The 18048-nt window shown below is 44.1% G+C and carries 15 protein-coding genes; 6 read left to right on the top strand and 9 right to left on the bottom strand.

Annotated elements, in window-relative coordinates; genetic code table 11:
• Positions 1-28: 28 nt before the first annotated feature.
• Both ACKU40_RS08740 and ACKU40_RS08735 read left to right on the top strand, forming a co-directional pair.
• A complete protein-coding gene (locus tag ACKU40_RS08740; protein ID WP_320176135.1) occupies positions 29-2215 on the top strand; it encodes a type I secretion system permease/ATPase in 2187 nt (728 codons plus the stop codon).
• Positions 2215-3681, top strand: a complete 1467-nt coding sequence (locus tag ACKU40_RS08735) for an HlyD family type I secretion periplasmic adaptor subunit (RefSeq protein ID WP_320176134.1) — start codon at positions 2215-2217, stop codon at positions 3679-3681. The genes ACKU40_RS08740 and ACKU40_RS08735 overlap by 1 nt, the downstream gene beginning before the upstream one ends.
• A 43-nt stretch (positions 3682-3724) precedes the next feature.
• Here ACKU40_RS08735 and ACKU40_RS08730 read toward each other — a convergent pair whose 3' ends face one another.
• The 7 genes from ACKU40_RS08730 to ACKU40_RS08700 all read right to left on the bottom strand — a co-directional run bounded on the left by ACKU40_RS08730 (position 3725) and on the right by ACKU40_RS08700 (position 11584).
• A complete protein-coding gene (locus tag ACKU40_RS08730; protein ID WP_320176133.1) occupies positions 3725-7111 on the bottom strand; it encodes a DEAD/DEAH box helicase family protein in 3387 nt (1128 codons plus the stop codon).
• A gap of 95 nt (positions 7112-7206) precedes the next feature.
• Positions 7207-7704, bottom strand: coding sequence for a hypothetical protein (locus ACKU40_RS08725; protein WP_320176132.1), 498 nt, complete (start codon positions 7702-7704; stop codon positions 7207-7209).
• A 151-nt stretch (positions 7705-7855) separates the two neighbouring features.
• Positions 7856-8056, bottom strand: a complete 201-nt coding sequence (locus tag ACKU40_RS08720; protein ID WP_320176131.1) for a hypothetical protein — start codon at positions 8054-8056, stop codon at positions 7856-7858.
• Between the two features lie 91 nt (positions 8057-8147).
• Positions 8148-9311: a restriction endonuclease subunit S gene (locus tag ACKU40_RS08715; protein WP_320176130.1), complete on the bottom strand. Its 1164-nt coding sequence runs from the start codon at positions 9309-9311 to the stop codon at positions 8148-8150.
• 45 nt (positions 9312-9356) lie between these two features.
• The gene (locus ACKU40_RS08710) at positions 9357-9683 is read right to left on the bottom strand and encodes a nucleotidyltransferase domain-containing protein (protein ID WP_320176129.1); all 327 of its coding nucleotides are present in this window, start codon (positions 9681-9683) and stop codon (positions 9357-9359) included.
• Between the two features lies 1 nt (position 9684).
• On the bottom strand, positions 9685-10110 hold the full coding sequence (locus tag ACKU40_RS08705) for a nucleotidyltransferase substrate binding protein (protein WP_320176128.1): 426 nt from the start codon (positions 10108-10110) through the stop codon (positions 9685-9687).
• Positions 10103-11584, bottom strand: a complete 1482-nt coding sequence (locus ACKU40_RS08700) for a class I SAM-dependent DNA methyltransferase (RefSeq protein ID WP_320176127.1) — start codon at positions 11582-11584, stop codon at positions 10103-10105. Before ACKU40_RS08700 ends, ACKU40_RS08705 begins: the two co-directional genes overlap by 8 nt.
• A 1389-nt stretch (positions 11585-12973) precedes the next feature.
• Between ACKU40_RS08700 and ACKU40_RS08695 the strand changes: the two genes are divergently transcribed.
• The 4 genes from ACKU40_RS08695 to ACKU40_RS08680 all read left to right on the top strand — a co-directional run bounded on the left by ACKU40_RS08695 (position 12974) and on the right by ACKU40_RS08680 (position 15944).
• Positions 12974-13948: a ParM/StbA family protein gene (locus ACKU40_RS08695; protein ID WP_320176126.1), complete on the top strand. Its 975-nt coding sequence runs from the start codon at positions 12974-12976 to the stop codon at positions 13946-13948.
• Between the two features lie 219 nt (positions 13949-14167).
• Positions 14168-14500, top strand: a complete 333-nt coding sequence (locus ACKU40_RS08690) for a hypothetical protein (RefSeq protein ID WP_320176125.1) — start codon at positions 14168-14170, stop codon at positions 14498-14500.
• Positions 14501-14706: 206 nt separating this feature from the next.
• Positions 14707-14976: a hypothetical protein gene (locus ACKU40_RS08685; protein ID WP_320176124.1), complete on the top strand. Its 270-nt coding sequence runs from the start codon at positions 14707-14709 to the stop codon at positions 14974-14976.
• A gap of 32 nt (positions 14977-15008) precedes the next feature.
• Positions 15009-15944: a hypothetical protein gene (locus ACKU40_RS08680; RefSeq protein ID WP_320176123.1), complete on the top strand. Its 936-nt coding sequence runs from the start codon at positions 15009-15011 to the stop codon at positions 15942-15944.
• Positions 15945-16007: 63 nt separating this feature from the next.
• Here the strand turns inward: ACKU40_RS08680 and ACKU40_RS08675 are convergent, their stop codons facing one another.
• Both ACKU40_RS08675 and ACKU40_RS08670 read right to left on the bottom strand, forming a co-directional pair.
• Positions 16008-16199, bottom strand: coding sequence for a helix-turn-helix domain-containing protein (locus ACKU40_RS08675; RefSeq protein ID WP_320176122.1), 192 nt, complete (start codon positions 16197-16199; stop codon positions 16008-16010).
• Positions 16200-16603: 404 nt separating this feature from the next.
• Positions 16604-17773 carry a site-specific integrase gene (locus ACKU40_RS08670; protein WP_320176121.1) on the bottom strand — a complete coding sequence of 390 codons (1170 nt, stop codon included), beginning with the start codon at positions 17771-17773 and terminating at the stop codon, positions 16604-16606.
• Between the last annotated feature and the right edge of the window lie 275 nt (positions 17774-18048).

Below are 18048 nucleotides of genomic sequence, written 5' to 3'. Positions count from 1 at the left end.
TCTTTAATGGCAGTAGCTTGTGAGTTGCATGAGTGAAATAGGTGAAATTATTATGCATACCAATGTTAATGGATTGGCCGGTTCAAGTCATTCCAACGAAGGACATACGATTGATAGTGGATTGGCCTGCACTGCATTGGCATTGAATCTTCTTGAACTTCCTTCTGATGCTAAAGAAATCAGGAGAATTGTCGGAACCTATGAGCTTTTTACTGTCAGCGATATTATACGGGCGGTGAGGGAGTCTGGTGCAAAGGCAGACCAGCAGAAGACCACATGGGAACGGCTTATCAAGTTGCGTTTTCCACTTATTGCAGTGTGCAAGGAACAGCGTTTTGTTCTTGTTGCTGGTGCTGAGGAAAATAAAATTCTTATTCGTGATCCTCTGCAGTCAGGGACGCTCGTCCTGACCAGGGAAGAGTTTGAAGCGCAATGGGAAGGGGTGGTTGTTCTTGTTGCTAACGCCAGTCAGAAAAGCTCAGAAGCAACAAAATTTGGGTTTAAATGGTTTTTACCGGGGTTGTTCCGCCAGAGAGGTTTGCTTACGCAAGTTCTTTGTGCATCTTTTTTTGTGCAAATCTTTGGGTTGATAACTCCTCTTTTCACAATGGTTATTATTGATAAGGTCCTCTCTACAGGAGGTATGAGTACTCTGGATGTACTTGTTTTCGGTCTTATCATAATTACTGCATTTGATTTCATTATTGGTGCTTTTCGAGGATTTCTTTTTCGACATATGACCAACCGAGTCGATGTTGAGTTAGTTGCACGCCTATTCAGACATATGAGCAGGCTGCCAATGAGTTATTTTTCTTCCCGTAAAACTGGCGATACTGCTGCACGTGCCCGTGAGCTTGAAACTATCAGGAATTTTTTGACAGGTCCTGCTTTGACATCCATGACGGACTTTCTGTTCACTTTTGTATTTCTCATTGTCATGTATGTTTTCAGCCCGTTGCTTATGGTTATGGTGATGATTTCTATTGGATTGCTGCTCTTGCTATACGGAGGTCTTGCTCCGAAACTTAAGAATCGTTTACAGAAGAAGTTTGAGGCCAATACCGATTCGCAGTCATATCTGGTGGAAGTTATTTCCGGCATGGAAACCGTGAAGGCAATGTCGGTTGAGCCTCAGTTTCAGCGGCAATGGGAAGATCTGGTGGTGGGGCACACTAGGCAGGCCAAAGATTCGGAAAATCTTTCCAACATAATCGGGTTGATTTCAGGAACGATCAATAAGCTCACTGTTGCTATCTGTCTTTGGGTGGGGGCTAAGCTGGTCATTTCGGGAGACATGACTGCAGGTGGTTTAATCGCTTTCAATATGATGGTAGGGCGGGTTCTTGCTCCTGCAATGCGAATTGCTCAAGTTTTTCAACAGATTCAACAGGCTAAAGTGTCTGTTAACCGTGTGGGAGATATTATTAATTCACAAGTGGAGCCTGCAAGCGGCTCAAGCGTGGAGAATCTTCCTGTTTTGCGTGGCAATGTGCGGTTTGAAGATGTTTCTTTCAGTTATGGACCTGAAAGCCCTTGTGTGGTTGAGGATATAAGCTTTGATGTAAGAGCCGGTGAGATTGTCGGTATTGTCGGTTCGTCCGGGTCTGGTAAGAGCACCCTAATGAAGCTTTTGCAGCGTCTTTATACTCCCCAAAAAGGTCGGATTCTAGCTGATGGCATCAATGTTTCTCAAGTGGAGCCGTCATGGCTTCGTAGGCAGATAGGAGTTGTTCTTCAGGAGAGCATTTTGTTTAACCGATCAATTAGGGATAATATAGCACTGACAGATCCTTCATTATCCATTGAGAAGGTTGGATATGCTGCTAGGCTTGCTGGAGCTGATGAGTTTATTCGTGCGCTGCCCCAAGCTTATGATACTATTGTGGGGGAACGTGGCGCCACTCTATCCGCCGGGCAACGACAACGTATTGCCCTAGCGCGCGCTTTGGTAGGTAATCCTCGCATTCTTATCTTTGACGAGGCGACCAGTGCTTTGGATTATGAATCAGAACGTATTATTCAACATAATATGCGGAAAATATGTCAAGGCAGGACTGTTTTTATAGTTGCTCACCGTTTGAGCACTGTACGAATCGCGGATCGAATTCTTACGGTAGAAAAAGGTCGAATAGTTGAAGACGGACCTCATAAAGTGTTGCTTGCTTCCAATGGGCGTTTTGCCCAGCTTCATGCGATGCAGGAGGGGCAGGTTTGATGAACGAATCTAATAAAGAGATCATGCCGTTGCCTCAGCGTATAATAAAAATGATTCAATTCACTAAAGCCGGTTTGAACCAATGTTTTGGTTTTATGAGGTTGGCTCCGAAATCAGTTTGTGATGGAATTCACTGTTATAAAAATAGGTACAGATCTAAGGAGGCTGAATACCTTTCCGGCATTGATGCTGTTGTGAATGCGCCGCTTCCTACGATTGCCTGGCTTCTTCCTGTAGCCATTATGGGACTTATTTCAGTAGCTATATTATGGGCCACGTTTTCTCAAATTGACATTATTTCTCCAGCAACAGGGAAAACAATTCCTTCCGGGCGGGTCAAAGTCATCCAGGCCCCAGAGCTTTGTGTAATCAAAGAGGTTTTGGTTCAAGAGGGGCAATCAGTAGAGGCCGGACAGACTCTTATTGCATTTGATCAGACTGAGGTTGAGGGAGATGCTCTCGATATTAGTAATCAGCTTGACCGTCAGTATGCAAGGCGCGCTAGGCTTGCGGTTCTTTCCGAGTCTGATGATAGCGTCGGTGATTTTATGGAACCAGCAGGGGTGCCGCAGTTTTTAGTCGAAGCAGAAAGGCGGATCATGTATTCTCAATGGGATTCATTTTGCGCCGAGATGGCTACTCTGGATCAGGAGATTGCAGGAAAGGAAGCAGAGTATGAAGAGACTCTTGCTCAGTTGGAAAAGACTAGAAGTATGGTCGGATTTGCTGAGAGGCGGGTTGAACGTCTTGAAAAGCTTTTTCAAGAAAAGGCGGTATCAAGATCTGGTCTTGAAGAGATGGAAGAACAATTGGTTGAGAGGAGACAGTCTGAGTCGGTCCTGACACAGACGGCGAAGAAGATCGAGACTGAGATTGGTTACGCAGTTGAACAACGCAGGACAGCTGCTGAAAAATTTCATCATTCAATACTTACGGAACTGTCAGAATGTGAACAGCAGATAGTGACTCTGGAGCAGGATCTTCACGCAGTACAGCGCCGTCTAGCAATGAGGACATTGAAATCTCCCATTAAAGGTACAGTTCTCGACCTTGCCGTCCATACCAAGGAAGGCGTAGTTGAGCCAGCATCTGTACTCATGCGTATTGTTCCCAATGAGAGTCACCTTGAGGTTGAAGCTAAGATTTTAAACCGCGATATTGGCTTTGTGAGTCCTGGACAAAAAGTTAAGGTGAAGGTCGAAACTTTTGAGTTTACAAAATATGGAGCCATTAACGGTATAATCCGTAAAATTGCTAATGACGTAACAATGGATGAGCAATTAGGACCGGTATATCGGGCTCTTATTGAGATGGAACGCGATACTATAAAGGTGGGAGATAAACCTATCAGACTTATTCCGGGGATGTCAGTCACAGTTGATGTTAATCTTGGATCAAGACGTTTAATCGAATATCTTTTGACACCTGTTTTGCGGTATAAAAATGAAGCCTTGAGAGAACGCTGATTAGATAAGTCTGAGCATATAATGCATGTCTCTTATTATGGTGTTACGCCACCGCATTATCATTAATTACTTCAACCAGATCCAGCACCTTTCGTGCATCATGCATTGAGAACACACCTCCAACTCCGTGCGGGTGCCTATCTATATAGGGTGATGATTCAAAAAGCAGGCCGGGGTCCATGGTTCCCTGGCTGGTCAGGTGTTCGATGATGTGGTTTACGAAATGGATTTGATCGGCATTGTAGTTGCCGGACTGGATGAATTCTTGGAAGGCGTTTTCTGCTGCGCTGCGGTCTAGCCCCACAATATTGCGGATAAGGGTGCCGAGAGTGTAGTCCTCTCCGAAAGCGGTGCTGAACCGATTTTTATCGCCGATCTCCTCGGCACTGAACAGCATGCGCTCAAGTTCGCTGATGTCTACCGTATTGATCGGTTTGTTCATGTACAGTTTGTTGATGGCGATGTGGTCCATGTGTGAGCGGATGAACTGCTCAACCTTGAGGCGATATTTGGCGAGTGATAGCCCGTCACCCGGAAGATCAACCTCGGTTGCTTCGCCGAGGGTGTCAGTGAAATTTGTATAGACCGGTTCCTGTGTTTCGGTGTCCAGAAAGCGGATCAGTTCGCGCAGAGCGATGCGGATGCGCTCCAGCAGGCCGCAGGATGGTTCAGCCCAGAATTCATCGGTCAGGATAGCCTCGATCAGGACCATTTCCTTTTGAACTGCCGGAATGGTTGCTTTGTCAGTTAAAGCCTGTGCCAGTGCGCTGATTTTGCCCTTGTATCCTTCAAATGCCGAATCTTTGGTCAGCAGGCAGGTCTGGGCATTGAGGATGATCATGTCGAACCGTTTGCAAAGCCCGTTGCCTTCGTCAAAGTCTGATTTGAGTTTTGCAAGATGGTTGCTGAGGTCCGCTTCATCTTCATCAGAGACGGAATCCCAGCGTTCAAGATCGGCGTAGCGTTCGACGTATTCACGCGCAGGGCGGACCATGAAGCTGTCCACATTAAGGCCATTTATTGTGCGGTAGAGTTTGTCTTTTACGCTTTCCAGAAATTTGTCATCGTCATCAGTGATTTGTTCGCCTTCAGCAAGTAGGCGTAACAGTCCCAGTCTCTTCAGGAATATTTTTTGATGCAGAGGTTGCCCCCCGCCATTTTCGTAGCCCGCAGGGTTATTGCTGAAGAATTCAAAGTTTTCGCAGAAGTCAAAGATTACGAACTGTTCTTTGTGTTCGCCCGGAGCAAATAGATTCTCGCAGAGCCGTGTGCCGCGCCCGATCATCTGGTGGAACTTCACCCGTGAGTATACCCGTTTGAAAAAGACAAGGTTGACCACTTCCGGCACATCCACCCCGGTATCGAGCATATCTACTGAAATTGCGATCTGGGGCAGCTTGTCGCTCTGGGAAAATTCTTCGAGCAGGGATTCAGCGAATGGGCCGTAATCTTCACCACTGGCGATTATGCGCGCATATTTTCCGGCTTCTTTGGGAAAATTGGAATCGAACCGTTCCTGAATATAGCGTGCATGTGGAATATTGGCCGCGAAGATAATGGTTTTCCCCAGCTTTTCGCCGCCGTCTATTTTGATACCGTTTTCAAACAGGAATTTGAGAACCTTGTCCACGGTGTCCTGATTGAAGAGCCATTTATTCAATTGGGATTTGTCGATCTCACGCAGGCTGTCATCGCCGTCTTTCCAGAATGTATCTTCGAACTGGTCTTTTTCATCAGCAGGCAATTCGTCATACTTCACGCCTTCTCGGGGAAATTTCAAAGGCACTGAAATATTGGTCGGCGGCACCAGATGACCTTGTTCTACTGCAACAGCCAGCTCATAATTGTATGTGGGAACTTCGTCTTCCAGCTCAAAAAGTTCATAGGTGTTGCGGTCCACCTCATCACGCGGGGTTGCGGTTAGGCCCAGAAGCAGGGAATCGAAATAGTCGAAGATGGCCCCGAATTTCTGGTAGACCGAGCGGTGTGCCTCATCAATGATGATCAGGTCAAAGTGCCCGACTCCGAAACGGCGCACTCCGTTCTCAAATTCATCAATCACGCCCATCATGGTGTGGTAAGTGGAGAGCACCACCCGTTCTGTATCGCCGCTTTCGCGGTCGGTGCGGATGTCCAGCGGATTGCTGTCCGGCATCAGGGCGAGAAAGGCGTTCTTGGCTTGTCTGACCAGAGCGTTGCGGTCCGCGAGGAAGAGGATGCGTTTGGCCCAGCCTGCGCGTTGCAGCACATCTGCCAGCGAAATAGAAAAGCGCGTTTTTCCTGTCCCTGTTGCCATAACCACCAGAGCCTTGCGTTGCCGTTCTTCAAAAGTACCGGTCACGCGGCGAAGTCCTTCCTGCTGGTAAGGCCGTCCTGCAATGTCGGGATTCAGTCCCACCTCGCTCAAATCCTTGGACTGAGTGCGGCGCATAACCAGCCGTTGCAGCTCATCTTTTTTATGGAATCCCTGCACCGGGCGCGGAGGGTAGAAGGTGTCATCCCAGATAAATGTTTCGTATCCGTTGGTGTAAAAAAGGATAGGACGTTGGTCGTACATCTGTTCAAGACAATCGGCATACAGTTCGGCCTGCCTTTTGCCCTTGGAGGCGTTAGCGGTAGTGCGTTTAGCTTCAACCACAGCTAGTGGTTTGCCATCATCACCCCAGAGAACATAATCCGCCTTGCCTTTACCGTCTTTTTTGCCGGATTTGGTAGGCATGCCGACAACCGGAAACTCCCGCACATTAGGCTTTTCAAGGTCCCATCCTGCTTCACGCAATAACAGGTCGATGATGTATTCGCGGGTCTCGGCCTCGGAATAATCATGCGGATCTGGGATGGAAGCGTTACGCTCTTTAGTTTCGGTAACCTTTTCGTTGCGTGCCGTAAGTTCCTCACGGGTCAGCGCATGAGCCTTGCGCTCATCATTAAGAGCCTTGGCTTGATCTTCAAGTTTTGCTTTGAGCTCCTGAATCTGTTTCAGGGTAAGGTCTTGTTCCTGCGTTTCTTCGACCAGAAGCGCGGCTTTAAACTCCTGATCCTGCGGTTCAACATCCGAATAGCTGCGGTACAGCCAGTATAAAAAATGGAAAAGTTCTTTCACGCATTGCAGCGCATCAATTGCTTTGGGCTGGCGTCCGCTATGGGCGGCAAGGTTCCCGGCCTTGTGGATGATTTTTACCTTCGGGAAAAGGGAAGGCGGCATGTTCTCTTTAAAGCTAGGTTCATGAATCAAGGCCCCGAGGTTCTCGGCATAGGGCTTCTTTAAGTATTCGTCATGATCATAGAGCCAGTGAGTGGCCTGTTCTAAGGTATATCGGCAAGAAAAAAGGCAGGAGCGCGGTGCTGATTTTACCTGTGATTCCGCTTCACGGGCAGCAGAGTAGAGTTCGGGCCACTGGGATTTCAGGAAGGTGAAGTTTGATTTCATAACGTGCTTATGATCCTGCTATGCTCGTTGTGAGTGGGATGTTTAATTGTATGGGTGGGTTATAGCAGTTTATTGAGGAATAATTAAGAGTTTATTTAGGCCAGAATAATGACCCATACGAATATACCTGCAATGAACATGGCGGCACTTGTTAATCCTGATTTTTTACTCCAATTTTGGTATTTTTTCCCTTCTTTCAGGTTTTGGGCTATTTTTTTTAGATTTGGTTTGTCTTCTGAGATTTTGATTGGTTCGTTAAAATGTTTTTGTGAGATCATTGCAAGTGCATAGAGAAGGACAGAGCATAGGATTCCTATTCCAAATATTGTTGCAGGGACGATAAACCAAAGACTGTTGAGTCCTATGATAGGGTCTTTGGTTTGCATGCTAGCGCCAAGGAGTGTCAGTAGTGCCACTGCCGCACCGCCATTGGCGAGAAAAAGCGTCTTTCCTGCTTGCATGGCGAAGTTCTGCAAGGCTTCAAAACCCGGTTCACCGTATGGTTCTTGCTCCAGACGATTGACGAATTTATCACCGTCCTTTGCGCTCTGAATTAGTTGTCTTGCTTTTTCTTCGAAGTCTGATGCAGGCATATATTCACCATATATTTTGAATTAGAGTCCAACAATCGATACACTACAGCAAATAAAAAGGCCAGCTTGGGGCTGGCCTTTAGGAAATGTCGTGGCCTCACTGAAGGTCATGGCATTTGGTGTTGAGTATGGCGGTGCTGGTTATCAGGGGTTATTTTCTTTTGATTTTAAGTTCTTTTTCAATCAATGCGTAAAGAGCATCATGACGCATTCTATAAATCGTGTTGTCTTTGCACTTCGCACGAAGGAAAGCTTGTACACTAGGTTGATCTTTTTCTTTGAACAATCCCACAACGTATCTTTCTTCGTGATCTTCGGAGCAATTATAAAGATCCCAGTCAGAGTATGACATATTTATCTCCGTATTATTTACGCACGCCAATTTCTCAACTTAGCATAAGTAAGACTTTCGATGATTCTGTCAATATGGAATATCGATAATTTTATAATTCACCCCGGAATGCTCGTTGGGATAGGGATGCGAATAGGGTGTCGGCAGTGGATAACTTGTCGATGGACTTGTTTCTCAAGTAGTACATTTTTTTTATGGCATCTGAGTAATCGCGTTGCATGCCCATACTTGGAATTATAGCTTTAAATTTTTTTATCGCGCCGACATTGACATGGGGAGATGTTGCACCACCAACTTCTTTTAGTGCTTGTTGATAAATTCCCTTAGAATTGAGGAGCCCCCATAGGAATTCAGATGTGCACTTGCTCCGATCAGGAGAGAAAAGCATCATCCTTTGTCCCAAACAAAGTTTAGTTTCTTGCGGGATCAAAGCAGCAATTCCGAATCGTTCTCCCTCACGGCTGTATACAATATCTCCAGATGAAGGTTCATGTCGTTTGATTCTTACTGCGTAATTTTCGGGTGTTACATATTTTGTTGTTTCAAACTCTAAAAACCCCTTTTGAAGATCTGAAGTCCTTATGCAGGGAATTCCTTCTGTTGGATCGCAGTACTGAGGTGTTGTGTGAGGGCAATCAACTATCGTTTTGCATAAGTCTTCAATTTTACAATTATTCCATCCCATAGGATTACTAACCGGATCACCAAACATATCCAGAAAAGTAGCCCGCAGAAACTCATCCGCTAACTCCAGAGCTTGCTTCCTTTTACGCCGGATAGCATCGGCCTTGTCCAGAATGGCGGCTATGCGTTTTTGTTCGGATAGCGGGGGGAGGGGGATTTTGAATTTTGTGATGTCTTCTTTATTGAACCCCTGCTGTGCAGCTCGGCTACCAACTGATTTGAGCAAGTTTTGAAATAAGTCTGATTTAAGATAGAAATAAAGATACGGCTTAATCAGGCTTTTCGCATCAGGTATTGTTTTAACAATTGCAACGTTATATGCCCCGCTTAGCCCTGTTAATATCTTTCCAACAGAAGCCCCATATCTTGCAATAAGAATGTCGTCTTCTTTGCAAATTTTTAAGGAATTAGATGTAGGTACATATTCATTCTGCGGTGACTGCGTAAAATCCCTAATTTGAAGCATAGGAATATACCCGTCTTTGGGGTTATTAATCCAAACATTTTTAGGGGGTTGCGATCCACCTTGAAAATTGCATACTTCCCCCAGTTCAATCATATCCCAACTCATCCCATCACCCCACAACCACAAAAAATAAAATCATAAATCATAAAATTAACCAACCCCATTCCCAGAATCCGAATAAGAGCAAAACTCAATCCCAACCCGCGCAATATGCTCCCGCAAATCATCAGATGTTATCTGCCGGAACAAACTCAAATCAATAGTGTACGGCAGAAAAAGATCATCCAGAGCCAACAGAATGCGGTCCCGCTCTGTGGCTGTAATCTCATCCCCCATAAGGGTCAGGTCGATATCTGAACCGGGGCTATGACAGCCTTTGGCCCGTGAACCGAACAGGATCACCTTTTCCACTGACGGATAGCCGTGAATAACAGCGCATATCCGCTCTATGACTTCCTCTTTGAGTCCAAAACGCATACTAATCCTCTGATTCATCACGAATGGTCTTGAACCGTTCGGCCATTTGCTGAAATGCGGGGTAATAATCAGCCAGAATTCTTGTGGCAATTTCCCTTGCCGTGTCTTCATTGTAGGTATGGGAAGAACGGTTACGGTCCAGAATCATGCTCATCCAGATTTCGCCGTCTTCTATCAGGCCGTTTTGAAACGCAGAACGGACGGCATCTTTTGAGCCTATAAGGTTGCTGATTCCCTGATGCTTCAAAAAGTCTTTTAATACATTCCAAGCCAGCTCGTGGGTAAACTCGAATCCTTGAATCATGCCCTGTTCTTCCAAATCAGAAAGGCCACGCGCTTCAGCGAGTTCTACAGCATTAGAAAGCCTATCCAGAGCCTTTAAGTAATTGCTGAAACGTTGCTTCCAGCGCACATCCTGATTAGTCATTAAGCATCTCCCTTAATTCGGCCATATCGCCGAGGATTTCCCGTTCAAGCTCTTCCATACGATCAAGGATTTCAAGAGGCGGGTCGTATTCTTCCTCTTCGTAGACGATTTCTTTGTAGCGGTTGATGGAGAGATCATACTTGTTTTTGGCAATATCTTCCACGGGAACCATGAAGCTTTGCTCGGTACGCGCGCGGCCTTCTACATCCGCAAGAGCCTTCCAGCGGGCGATGATATCCGGAATGTTGTTTTTTTCGTGATCGTCTTTGTCCAACTCGGTGCGCTTGTCATCCAGCGAATAACCGTCGGCCTGCATGTCGTAAAACCAGACTTTGTCAGTACCACCGGAATCTGTTCGGGTGAAGATGAGGATAGCGGTGGATACCCCGGCATAGGGCTTGAAAACACCAGAAGGCATGGAGATGACAGCATCAAGCTTGTGTTCTTCTACAATCATCTTACGAATAGCAACGTGTGCCTTGGTGGAACCGAAAAGAACGCCATCAGGTACGATGCATGCACACTGCCCGCCGGGTTTGAGCAGACGAAGGAACAGGTTCAGGAAAAGAAGCTCGGTCTTCTTGCTTTTCTGCGGGCGCAGCAGGTCGGGAGCAACGATGTCATAATCAAGTGAACCCTTGAAGGGCGGGTTGGCGTAGATTTTGGTGCAGATTCCGGCGATGTTTTCGCTGGACTGAGCCAGCGAGTCGCGGGATTCGATGTTCGGGTTTTCTACGCCGTGCAAAACCATGTTCATGACCGCAATACGCAGCATGGAGGGGTCGAAGTCGAACCCGGTGAACATGGGGCCGCTGAAGTGTTCGCGCAGTTCAGCGGATTGGAAAATTTCGGGATGTGTGTCGCGTACGTATTCACTGGCAGCCATAAGGAATCCGGCGGTTCCACATGCAGGATCGCAGACGGTGTCCTTGGGCGTGGGGGCGAGCATTTCGATCATCATCTTGATGATGTGGCGCGGGGTGCGGAACTGCCCATTTACCCCGGCGGTGGTTAACTTGGAAAGCAGGTATTCGTATAGATCGCCCTTGGTGTCCCGGTCTTCCATGTCGATATCGTCAATGAGGTCGACTACTTTGGTCAGCAGGTCGGCGGTAGGGATCATGAATACGGCATCTTTCATGAATCTGGCATAGGCGGTGCCGTTGCCGTTCATGTTTTTGATGAATTCGAAAAGTCCCTCGGCTCCGGTGAAAATTTCATACATCTCAGAAGGTGCCTTGTTCTTGAGCACCGACCAGCGGAAGTGTTCCTGCTCCGGCGTGAAAATGGGATTCTCAATCTCAATGCGTCGCAACATGGCCTGTTGCAGCTTCTGGGTATGCAGTTCGTCGAGCCTGCGGATGAAAAGCAGGTAGGATATCTGTTCAATTACAGCAAGCGGGTTGGTCAGTCCTCCGGACCAGAATGCGTTCCAGACCTTATCGACCTTTGATTTCAGTGTTCCGGTGATCATCTATATTTTCCTTTGTAGGGTGGTGTCGAATTCAGATGATGGTCATAACCGGATTGGGACCGGAAGTGAACTCTTAAAAGTTGGTGTGGTGGATTGGGATATCTTGGTGAATATTAAGGTGTGGGTGTGTGCTTACATTGCTGTAGGCAAAAAGGTTTGCCGAAAAGTGTGGGGCAAGGCTGAATTTTAAATAGGTAGGATTGTAGCCATATAATATATGGTAAATAAGGTTGGTTTACCATATAGATGCTTTTTGTGTCCGTGCATTGGCTATGTAATTCTTGTGAATTTACCATATAATATATGGTAAGTTTATTTGTAAAAAATAACATGATTTATGGCTAAATAAAATTAATCTACCTGGAGGGTTATGCATAGTTCTAAAAAAGATCATTATGCCATATATTATGGTAAACTGTACTTGTTTACCATATAGAGATGCCTAAATATGCAGTTTAAAATGTGTCTATGAGTTTACCATATATATGGTAAACTATGTGGATTTTGAGAAGTTGGGTATTTATCTATGGAATTTTAATAGGCTCTATATGGTAAATTCATTCCATTTACCACAGAGGCAGAAATATGGTAAACGGCTATAAAAATCAGCTTGAGCAATATTAGCGAAAATGAAGAGTAGGAGTAGTTCGTTTTTAAGATTGGTAGTGAAAATTGAAATACGCGCAGAATCTGCGTAAAAATTAGTTTACAATCATCGCGTTAAAATATTGGCAAAATGAATTGGTCGTAATGGTGTTGAAATTGGAAGCCGATACGAGTTTATATTCAGATCAGTATGACATGCACTCTGAATCCTTAGGAAGTCAGACAAATTATAATCCCTACTCCTCATTTGATTTGCTTGAGGGGCTATCGTGTGTCTTTGCTGTCTTGCTGGGTATGATGTCTAAAAAAGGCTCAAAAGAGATTCTGAGGGGTAATGTGACCCGAAAACGGAGTTGAATATGCTGATTCATTCTTGTTGGTTTGGAGGTATAGCCAATGCTGGTGTTGGTTCAAAGGTATCGAAATAAAGGCATAAAAGTGGGTTTATTCGGTAAAAAATGGTGAAAAAATATGTTAGGCCGTGCGATTCAATCAAAGCCGGTGACAAAAGGGCTTCAGTGAAAATATGAGAACATAGGGTTGTAAGTGTTTTTTATATTGAAATTGATTTGAAATATGACGTTTGTCCGGAAATTCAGGCTGTTTTTGCCTTTGCTGACTTTAAGATTTGTGTCTTTGTCTCGACATCCTCTCTCCAAAAAACTGAATTAGGGCCAAATAAGCCCCTAATTCAGGAAAAAGTCCACTCTTTGAGCTGTTAACATCTCCTTTCTATTTGGTTGGCAGATTTGCCGTTAATTAACCTTAACCGGAGGGATTGTTATGAAAAAAAATGTAGTTGCACTAGACATAGGCTATAGCAATTTCAGAGTGGCTTACGGACAAGGAGATAAATTTAAAAGTTGCATTTTCCCTGCCGGGGTAAAAGAGGGGCATTCTTGTAATATTAAAGCGAAAGAGGAGCATGACCCTCCTTTTTGTGTAAACATCGGGGGGATCTCACATATAGCTGGTATTGAGCCTATGCAGACTGAGACACGGGCCCTCCATAGGTGGTATATTGAGTCAGATCAATATCTGGCATTATTTTATGCGGGGCTTATTCAATCTGGGTATTCAAAGATAGATTGTTTGGTCACTGGTGTGACTATGTCTGAATATCTTGAAGGGACGCAGGTTAAGCAGCTTACTAAGATGATGACAGGCGTCCATCACGTTGCTCCTAATGTAAAGATAGAAGTAGATGATGTGCATGTCGTTGCCCAGCCGTTCGGGAGTTATTTTAATTCTATTTTAAGGAATAGTATGGATAGGTTTTTGTCGTCTGTACTTGTCTTTGACGCTGGTTTTTATTCACTAGATTGGGCCCTCTTTCATAAAGGTAAAATTATAGAGTCGACTTCAGGCAGCTCGATGCTTGCCGTTTCCATGGTTTTAGAAGAAGTATCTAAATTACTGTATAAAGACTGTCGAATGGCTCTTCCAATTGCAGAAATTGAGGCGGCGTTGCGGAAAGGAAGAAACTATGTCTTTTGTTTTGGTAAAAAACATAAATTGGATAGTTATATTAAGCGAGCAACGGAAAAGATGTCCACAGAGATATACGATACTATTTTAAATAGACTTAGAATGAGTGAGAACCCTGTTGATATAGTGGTCCTCACAGGGGGGGGAGTTGTATACTATGAAGATATAGTACGTCGTATTTTTCCTAGTTCTGAATTGATAATTGAGCCCGATCCTTTGTTCTCTGCGGTACATGGATATTATCATTATGGTCTGTCAAAGCAAGGATAGTGTGGTTATATTTATGATGAATATACATGTTCGCTAGTCTGATCCACTAAGAATAAAATTGACTATGAAGGCCTCCGATGAAATTCGGAGGCCTTTTCTTTATGCCCAGCGTAAAAGACTGAGGTGGTGCTCAATGTCCTACAAAGACTTTGTACTGATATTTACAAAGGTTATCCTTATGGTATTGTGTGCGCTAAATTAAATTTTGCGGAGGAATGTATGTCACCTTTATTTTTGAGTCGGTTGAATCCTGTTGAAAAGTTTATATATATTTACACAGGGGTTGAGCCAGAAATGTATTTCCCTTTAGCAATGGGATTGTTTTTCCTTGTAGTCACAGTTGGAATTGTTTCTAGTTTTATACGATATCAAAGAATACCATTGGATAAGAATGTTAAAAATGCTCAGGGTAAGATTTTTTGTCCCCAATGTAGTAGCCAAGTCTATTATAACAGATCATATAATGCTGATTTGTTGATTTGTCGCAGCTGCGGAAAATATGTTGCCCGGAGGGATACTAGAGAAATTATCGGATTTAACTATAGGAGATAATGTTTAAAATGAATGAGAAGAGCATTGCCGATAAAGCCAGTTGTCAGGTTGCCGATTCTAACACTTACGATGAACTGAATAGCGTTAAGTCTACAGTGAATTCGGCCAGGTGGTCTTTCATTCGGTGGTTCTCATTTATGCTTATTTTACAGACAATACTTATCGTTGTTTTGATTAAATTTTTTTAGTCAAGAGAGGATGTTGTGATGAATACTAGTGTTCTAGTTTTTATTGTTCAAGTTTTAAGGAAAATGGCTAGCTATATAGAAGCAAAATTCGCATATGAATTACAGGGGGCTCAAGTAGGTTCGTCCTCCGAATTGAATGATGATGGGGTAAATAGTGATCAAGTGGTGTTTTTAAGAGAGAAGTTACAATGTCCATTGCACTTGGATATTGTTCACATTGATGAGTGTCGTGGGTGTCGATTTTCTGATTGCTGTTATGAATTCATAGATATACAAGTTGCACAGTAATAAGTGAATTGGGTTTGCAAAGCATTATTTAAATGATGGTGGGTTTTGTTTATATGGATAAAAGAATGTTTGTTTTGATTGTTTTGGTTTGCATCGTGTTTTTGAATACTGGATGTGAAAAGCGTATATATGGATATGAAGAGACCTATGCCTACAGGGTGTGTAAACAATCCAGATTTGCTGATGAGTATGAATTTAGACAGTACTTACGAAGATATTCTGAATTATATAAGAAATCTGCCAATGCAACAGCTAGAGTGGACTCTCAAGCTGCAATTGTTAGCCCTTCTGTAGCAGGGCTTTTGAGTGCTTCCACTCCTCCTCCTGGATTTACCAACCTGAGTGCAGGGCTTTTGTCTTTTTTCTTTTGGTCAGGTACCAAAACATATGATTTTCAATACCCTCAGGTATTTATTTGGAAGGAGGGGCATGGTGATCAGACGGCAGAAGAAGTTAATAGCTGGCTTATAGCTAATTATTTGGAAGTTGTTCGCAAGGAAGTTGGTGAGCGAGGACTGTTTCAAGGATTTGATCCTCAGGCCAGCAAGGAAGAAATAGGCGAAGGCTTCACTCCGCTCGTGTATAAGCTAGGGATGAATGGAACAATGCAAAATTATTGCCAAATTGGCGTTAGTTCAAGAGAGGATAAATTTCCCCAAAAGAAAGTTGCTCCTGAGATTCTTGGCAAGGAAAAGCTTTGGGAAGGAAGCGCAAGCATTGGAGGATGGTGCTATTATAGGCAGCCAACTACTTTCTTTAATTCTTATGTTAAGAAGCCTGTTCCATTTCATTTTGCCACATATGATTTCTGGGTAAGTCTGAGCAAAAAGTTGCCTACTGAATTTTTCATATATCTCCCACCAGCAGGGAAATTTTACAGTTGCAAGTATGAGAATGGCGAGAAGCTCATGCATCCTGTTGTGCTTCATCAAGGTCAGCCACACTGGTTTTATCCAGGAGCGAGTTAAATCTCTTCCGTTATAATTATAAAAATTAGCCCCTCTTGACATGGATCAAAAGGGGCTAATTTTTTATCTCGTATGATTTATTGGGATAATCGTTTTGGCTTCAAGGTAGGCCAAAATGTCTTCTTGCCTGTAACGAATGCTTGATCCTATTTTGACATAAGGAAATCCTGTTCCGAAATGTCGATCTTTTCTGATTTTAGAGAGGGATAAGCTTGTCATTTTAGCCAGTTCAATTTCAGTATATAGCCGTTGCATGAGATTTCTCCTGGACAGAGGTCTACAAAATATAGCTGCAATTATGATGTGTTAGAGATGTGCAGCTTTCCCAAATCAATGCGGCGTCCCAAAATTAGTTTTTGGGCTGTTGTAGATCCATCTAATAGCTGCCATGGGACTACTAGTGAGGAGTTTTATGCTGGCCGTATGGGCCGTCCTGAGGTTGGGAAAATGGGTTAAGCAATGCACACTTAAGCGCGTGCAAGGGGGTAGTCTAAAGATAAAATTCTTTAAATCTTGAGGAAGAGTTTCATGCAGGTTGGTTTGTTCTGAAATAAATCAGAATCTGATTGTAAAATCGGTTGGGGTGGCCTGATTGGGGTGTTTAATCCGCAATTGGCTCGTTACAGTACATTTACACTTGGTTGAGTCTGTTGTCAAAATTAACTATTTTCAGATTGTTTCTTGCTAAAAAAGTGTACTTTTTTAGGCTCCTCTTTACCAATGTTGTCGAAAATATTACCGGCAACATCGGAAGCCCGTTGTAAAGCTTCATCGCGTAAATGAGCATAACGCTGAGTCATAGCTGAGCTCTTGTGGGTCATTAACTTTTGCAGCGTATATAAGTCCACCTTTCCAGAGCTGGCAAGCATGGAAGCGTATACGTGTCGTAGGCCATGGATAGGGCGGAAGTCTTTTGGTAAGCCTGCTTCCTTTTTGATAATGGCAGTTGCTCTACGGCAATCCTTACGCTCGCCTCCCTTCGCTCCAGGGAAAACATAGTCGCTACCTGTACGTTCGTGATTTTCGAGTAGTTGACGAGCTGCCTGATTAAGTGGAATTTTCTGATCTACTCCACCTTTTGGATCTTTTAGGGTAATGAAGTTGCGTTTGAAGTCAACATGGCTCCATTGCAAGCGGAAGAGTTCTCCTCTGCGCATGCCTGTGTAAAGAGCCATTAGCATAAGGTTGGCAACTTGCCGGTTGGTCGATTCATGAAGAACCTTGAGCAAAGAGTTGAGTTGTTCACTGCTGAGATCTTCGGTCTTTAGATTGTTTACTTTGGGCATTTCAAAATGTAGGCGTGATGGATCGATAGCAGGACAAAGGCCACGCTGTACTGAAAAGTTAAGAATGCGCTTGAGAAGGACAACGGCTTGTTTGACTGTTGCAGGGGCCAAGTCTTTTTTGGTTAGACTTCTCCTCAGCCTATCTATGTCTAGCGTAACAAGTTCTTGTGGCTCTTTTTTAGCGAATTCTTTTTCAAGGTATGCTTTCCAGCGATAGTAATCGTCTTTGATGCTTTTATTTGCCTGTTTAGCTTCGTAAAAAGCTTCCCATAGTTTGCCTATAGTTCCGGCTTCCTTACGAGATTGTTCTTCACGGATTTCTTTTCGTGACTTTCTTTTGTTCTCAATACGCTCAGCCCTTATTCGGGCAGCACGAGCAGGTGTCATGTCATCCTGATATTGGCGGCCTACTTTTTCTTCGTGTGTTTTGCCGTCCTTTTTGAAGACAATGTAATATATTTTTTCAATTGCTTTGCCGGTTCCAGCTCGCTTGCCTTCGCGGTAGTAGATACCGGGGTAGGTAGTCTTGATGCGTTTTGCCATGACTCTTTGCTCCCTGCATGAAAAGAAATTCAAGGTTAGAATGGTAGAGTTCTGTTATTAGCTGTCGGAAAATATTTTCCAACCGTATTTCCAACCTATGGTTGGAAAGTGAGGGAAAAGGCTGGAAAAGTCAAGAAGGTCATTTTTATGATAAGTGTCTGTATTTATTGCTGTGTGAAAAGAAATGAAAATGTAGGAAAGTTTCGCTTTACGGATTCCTAATCCTGGTGCCGCAGGTTCGATTCCTGCCGGGGTCACCATCTAGTACAAAAGTA

This window comes from Maridesulfovibrio sp., from assembly GCF_963666665.1.
Taxonomy (GTDB): Bacteria; Desulfobacterota; Desulfovibrionia; order Desulfovibrionales; family Desulfovibrionaceae; genus Maridesulfovibrio.
This window is presented reverse-complemented; position numbering and strand designations above follow the sequence as displayed.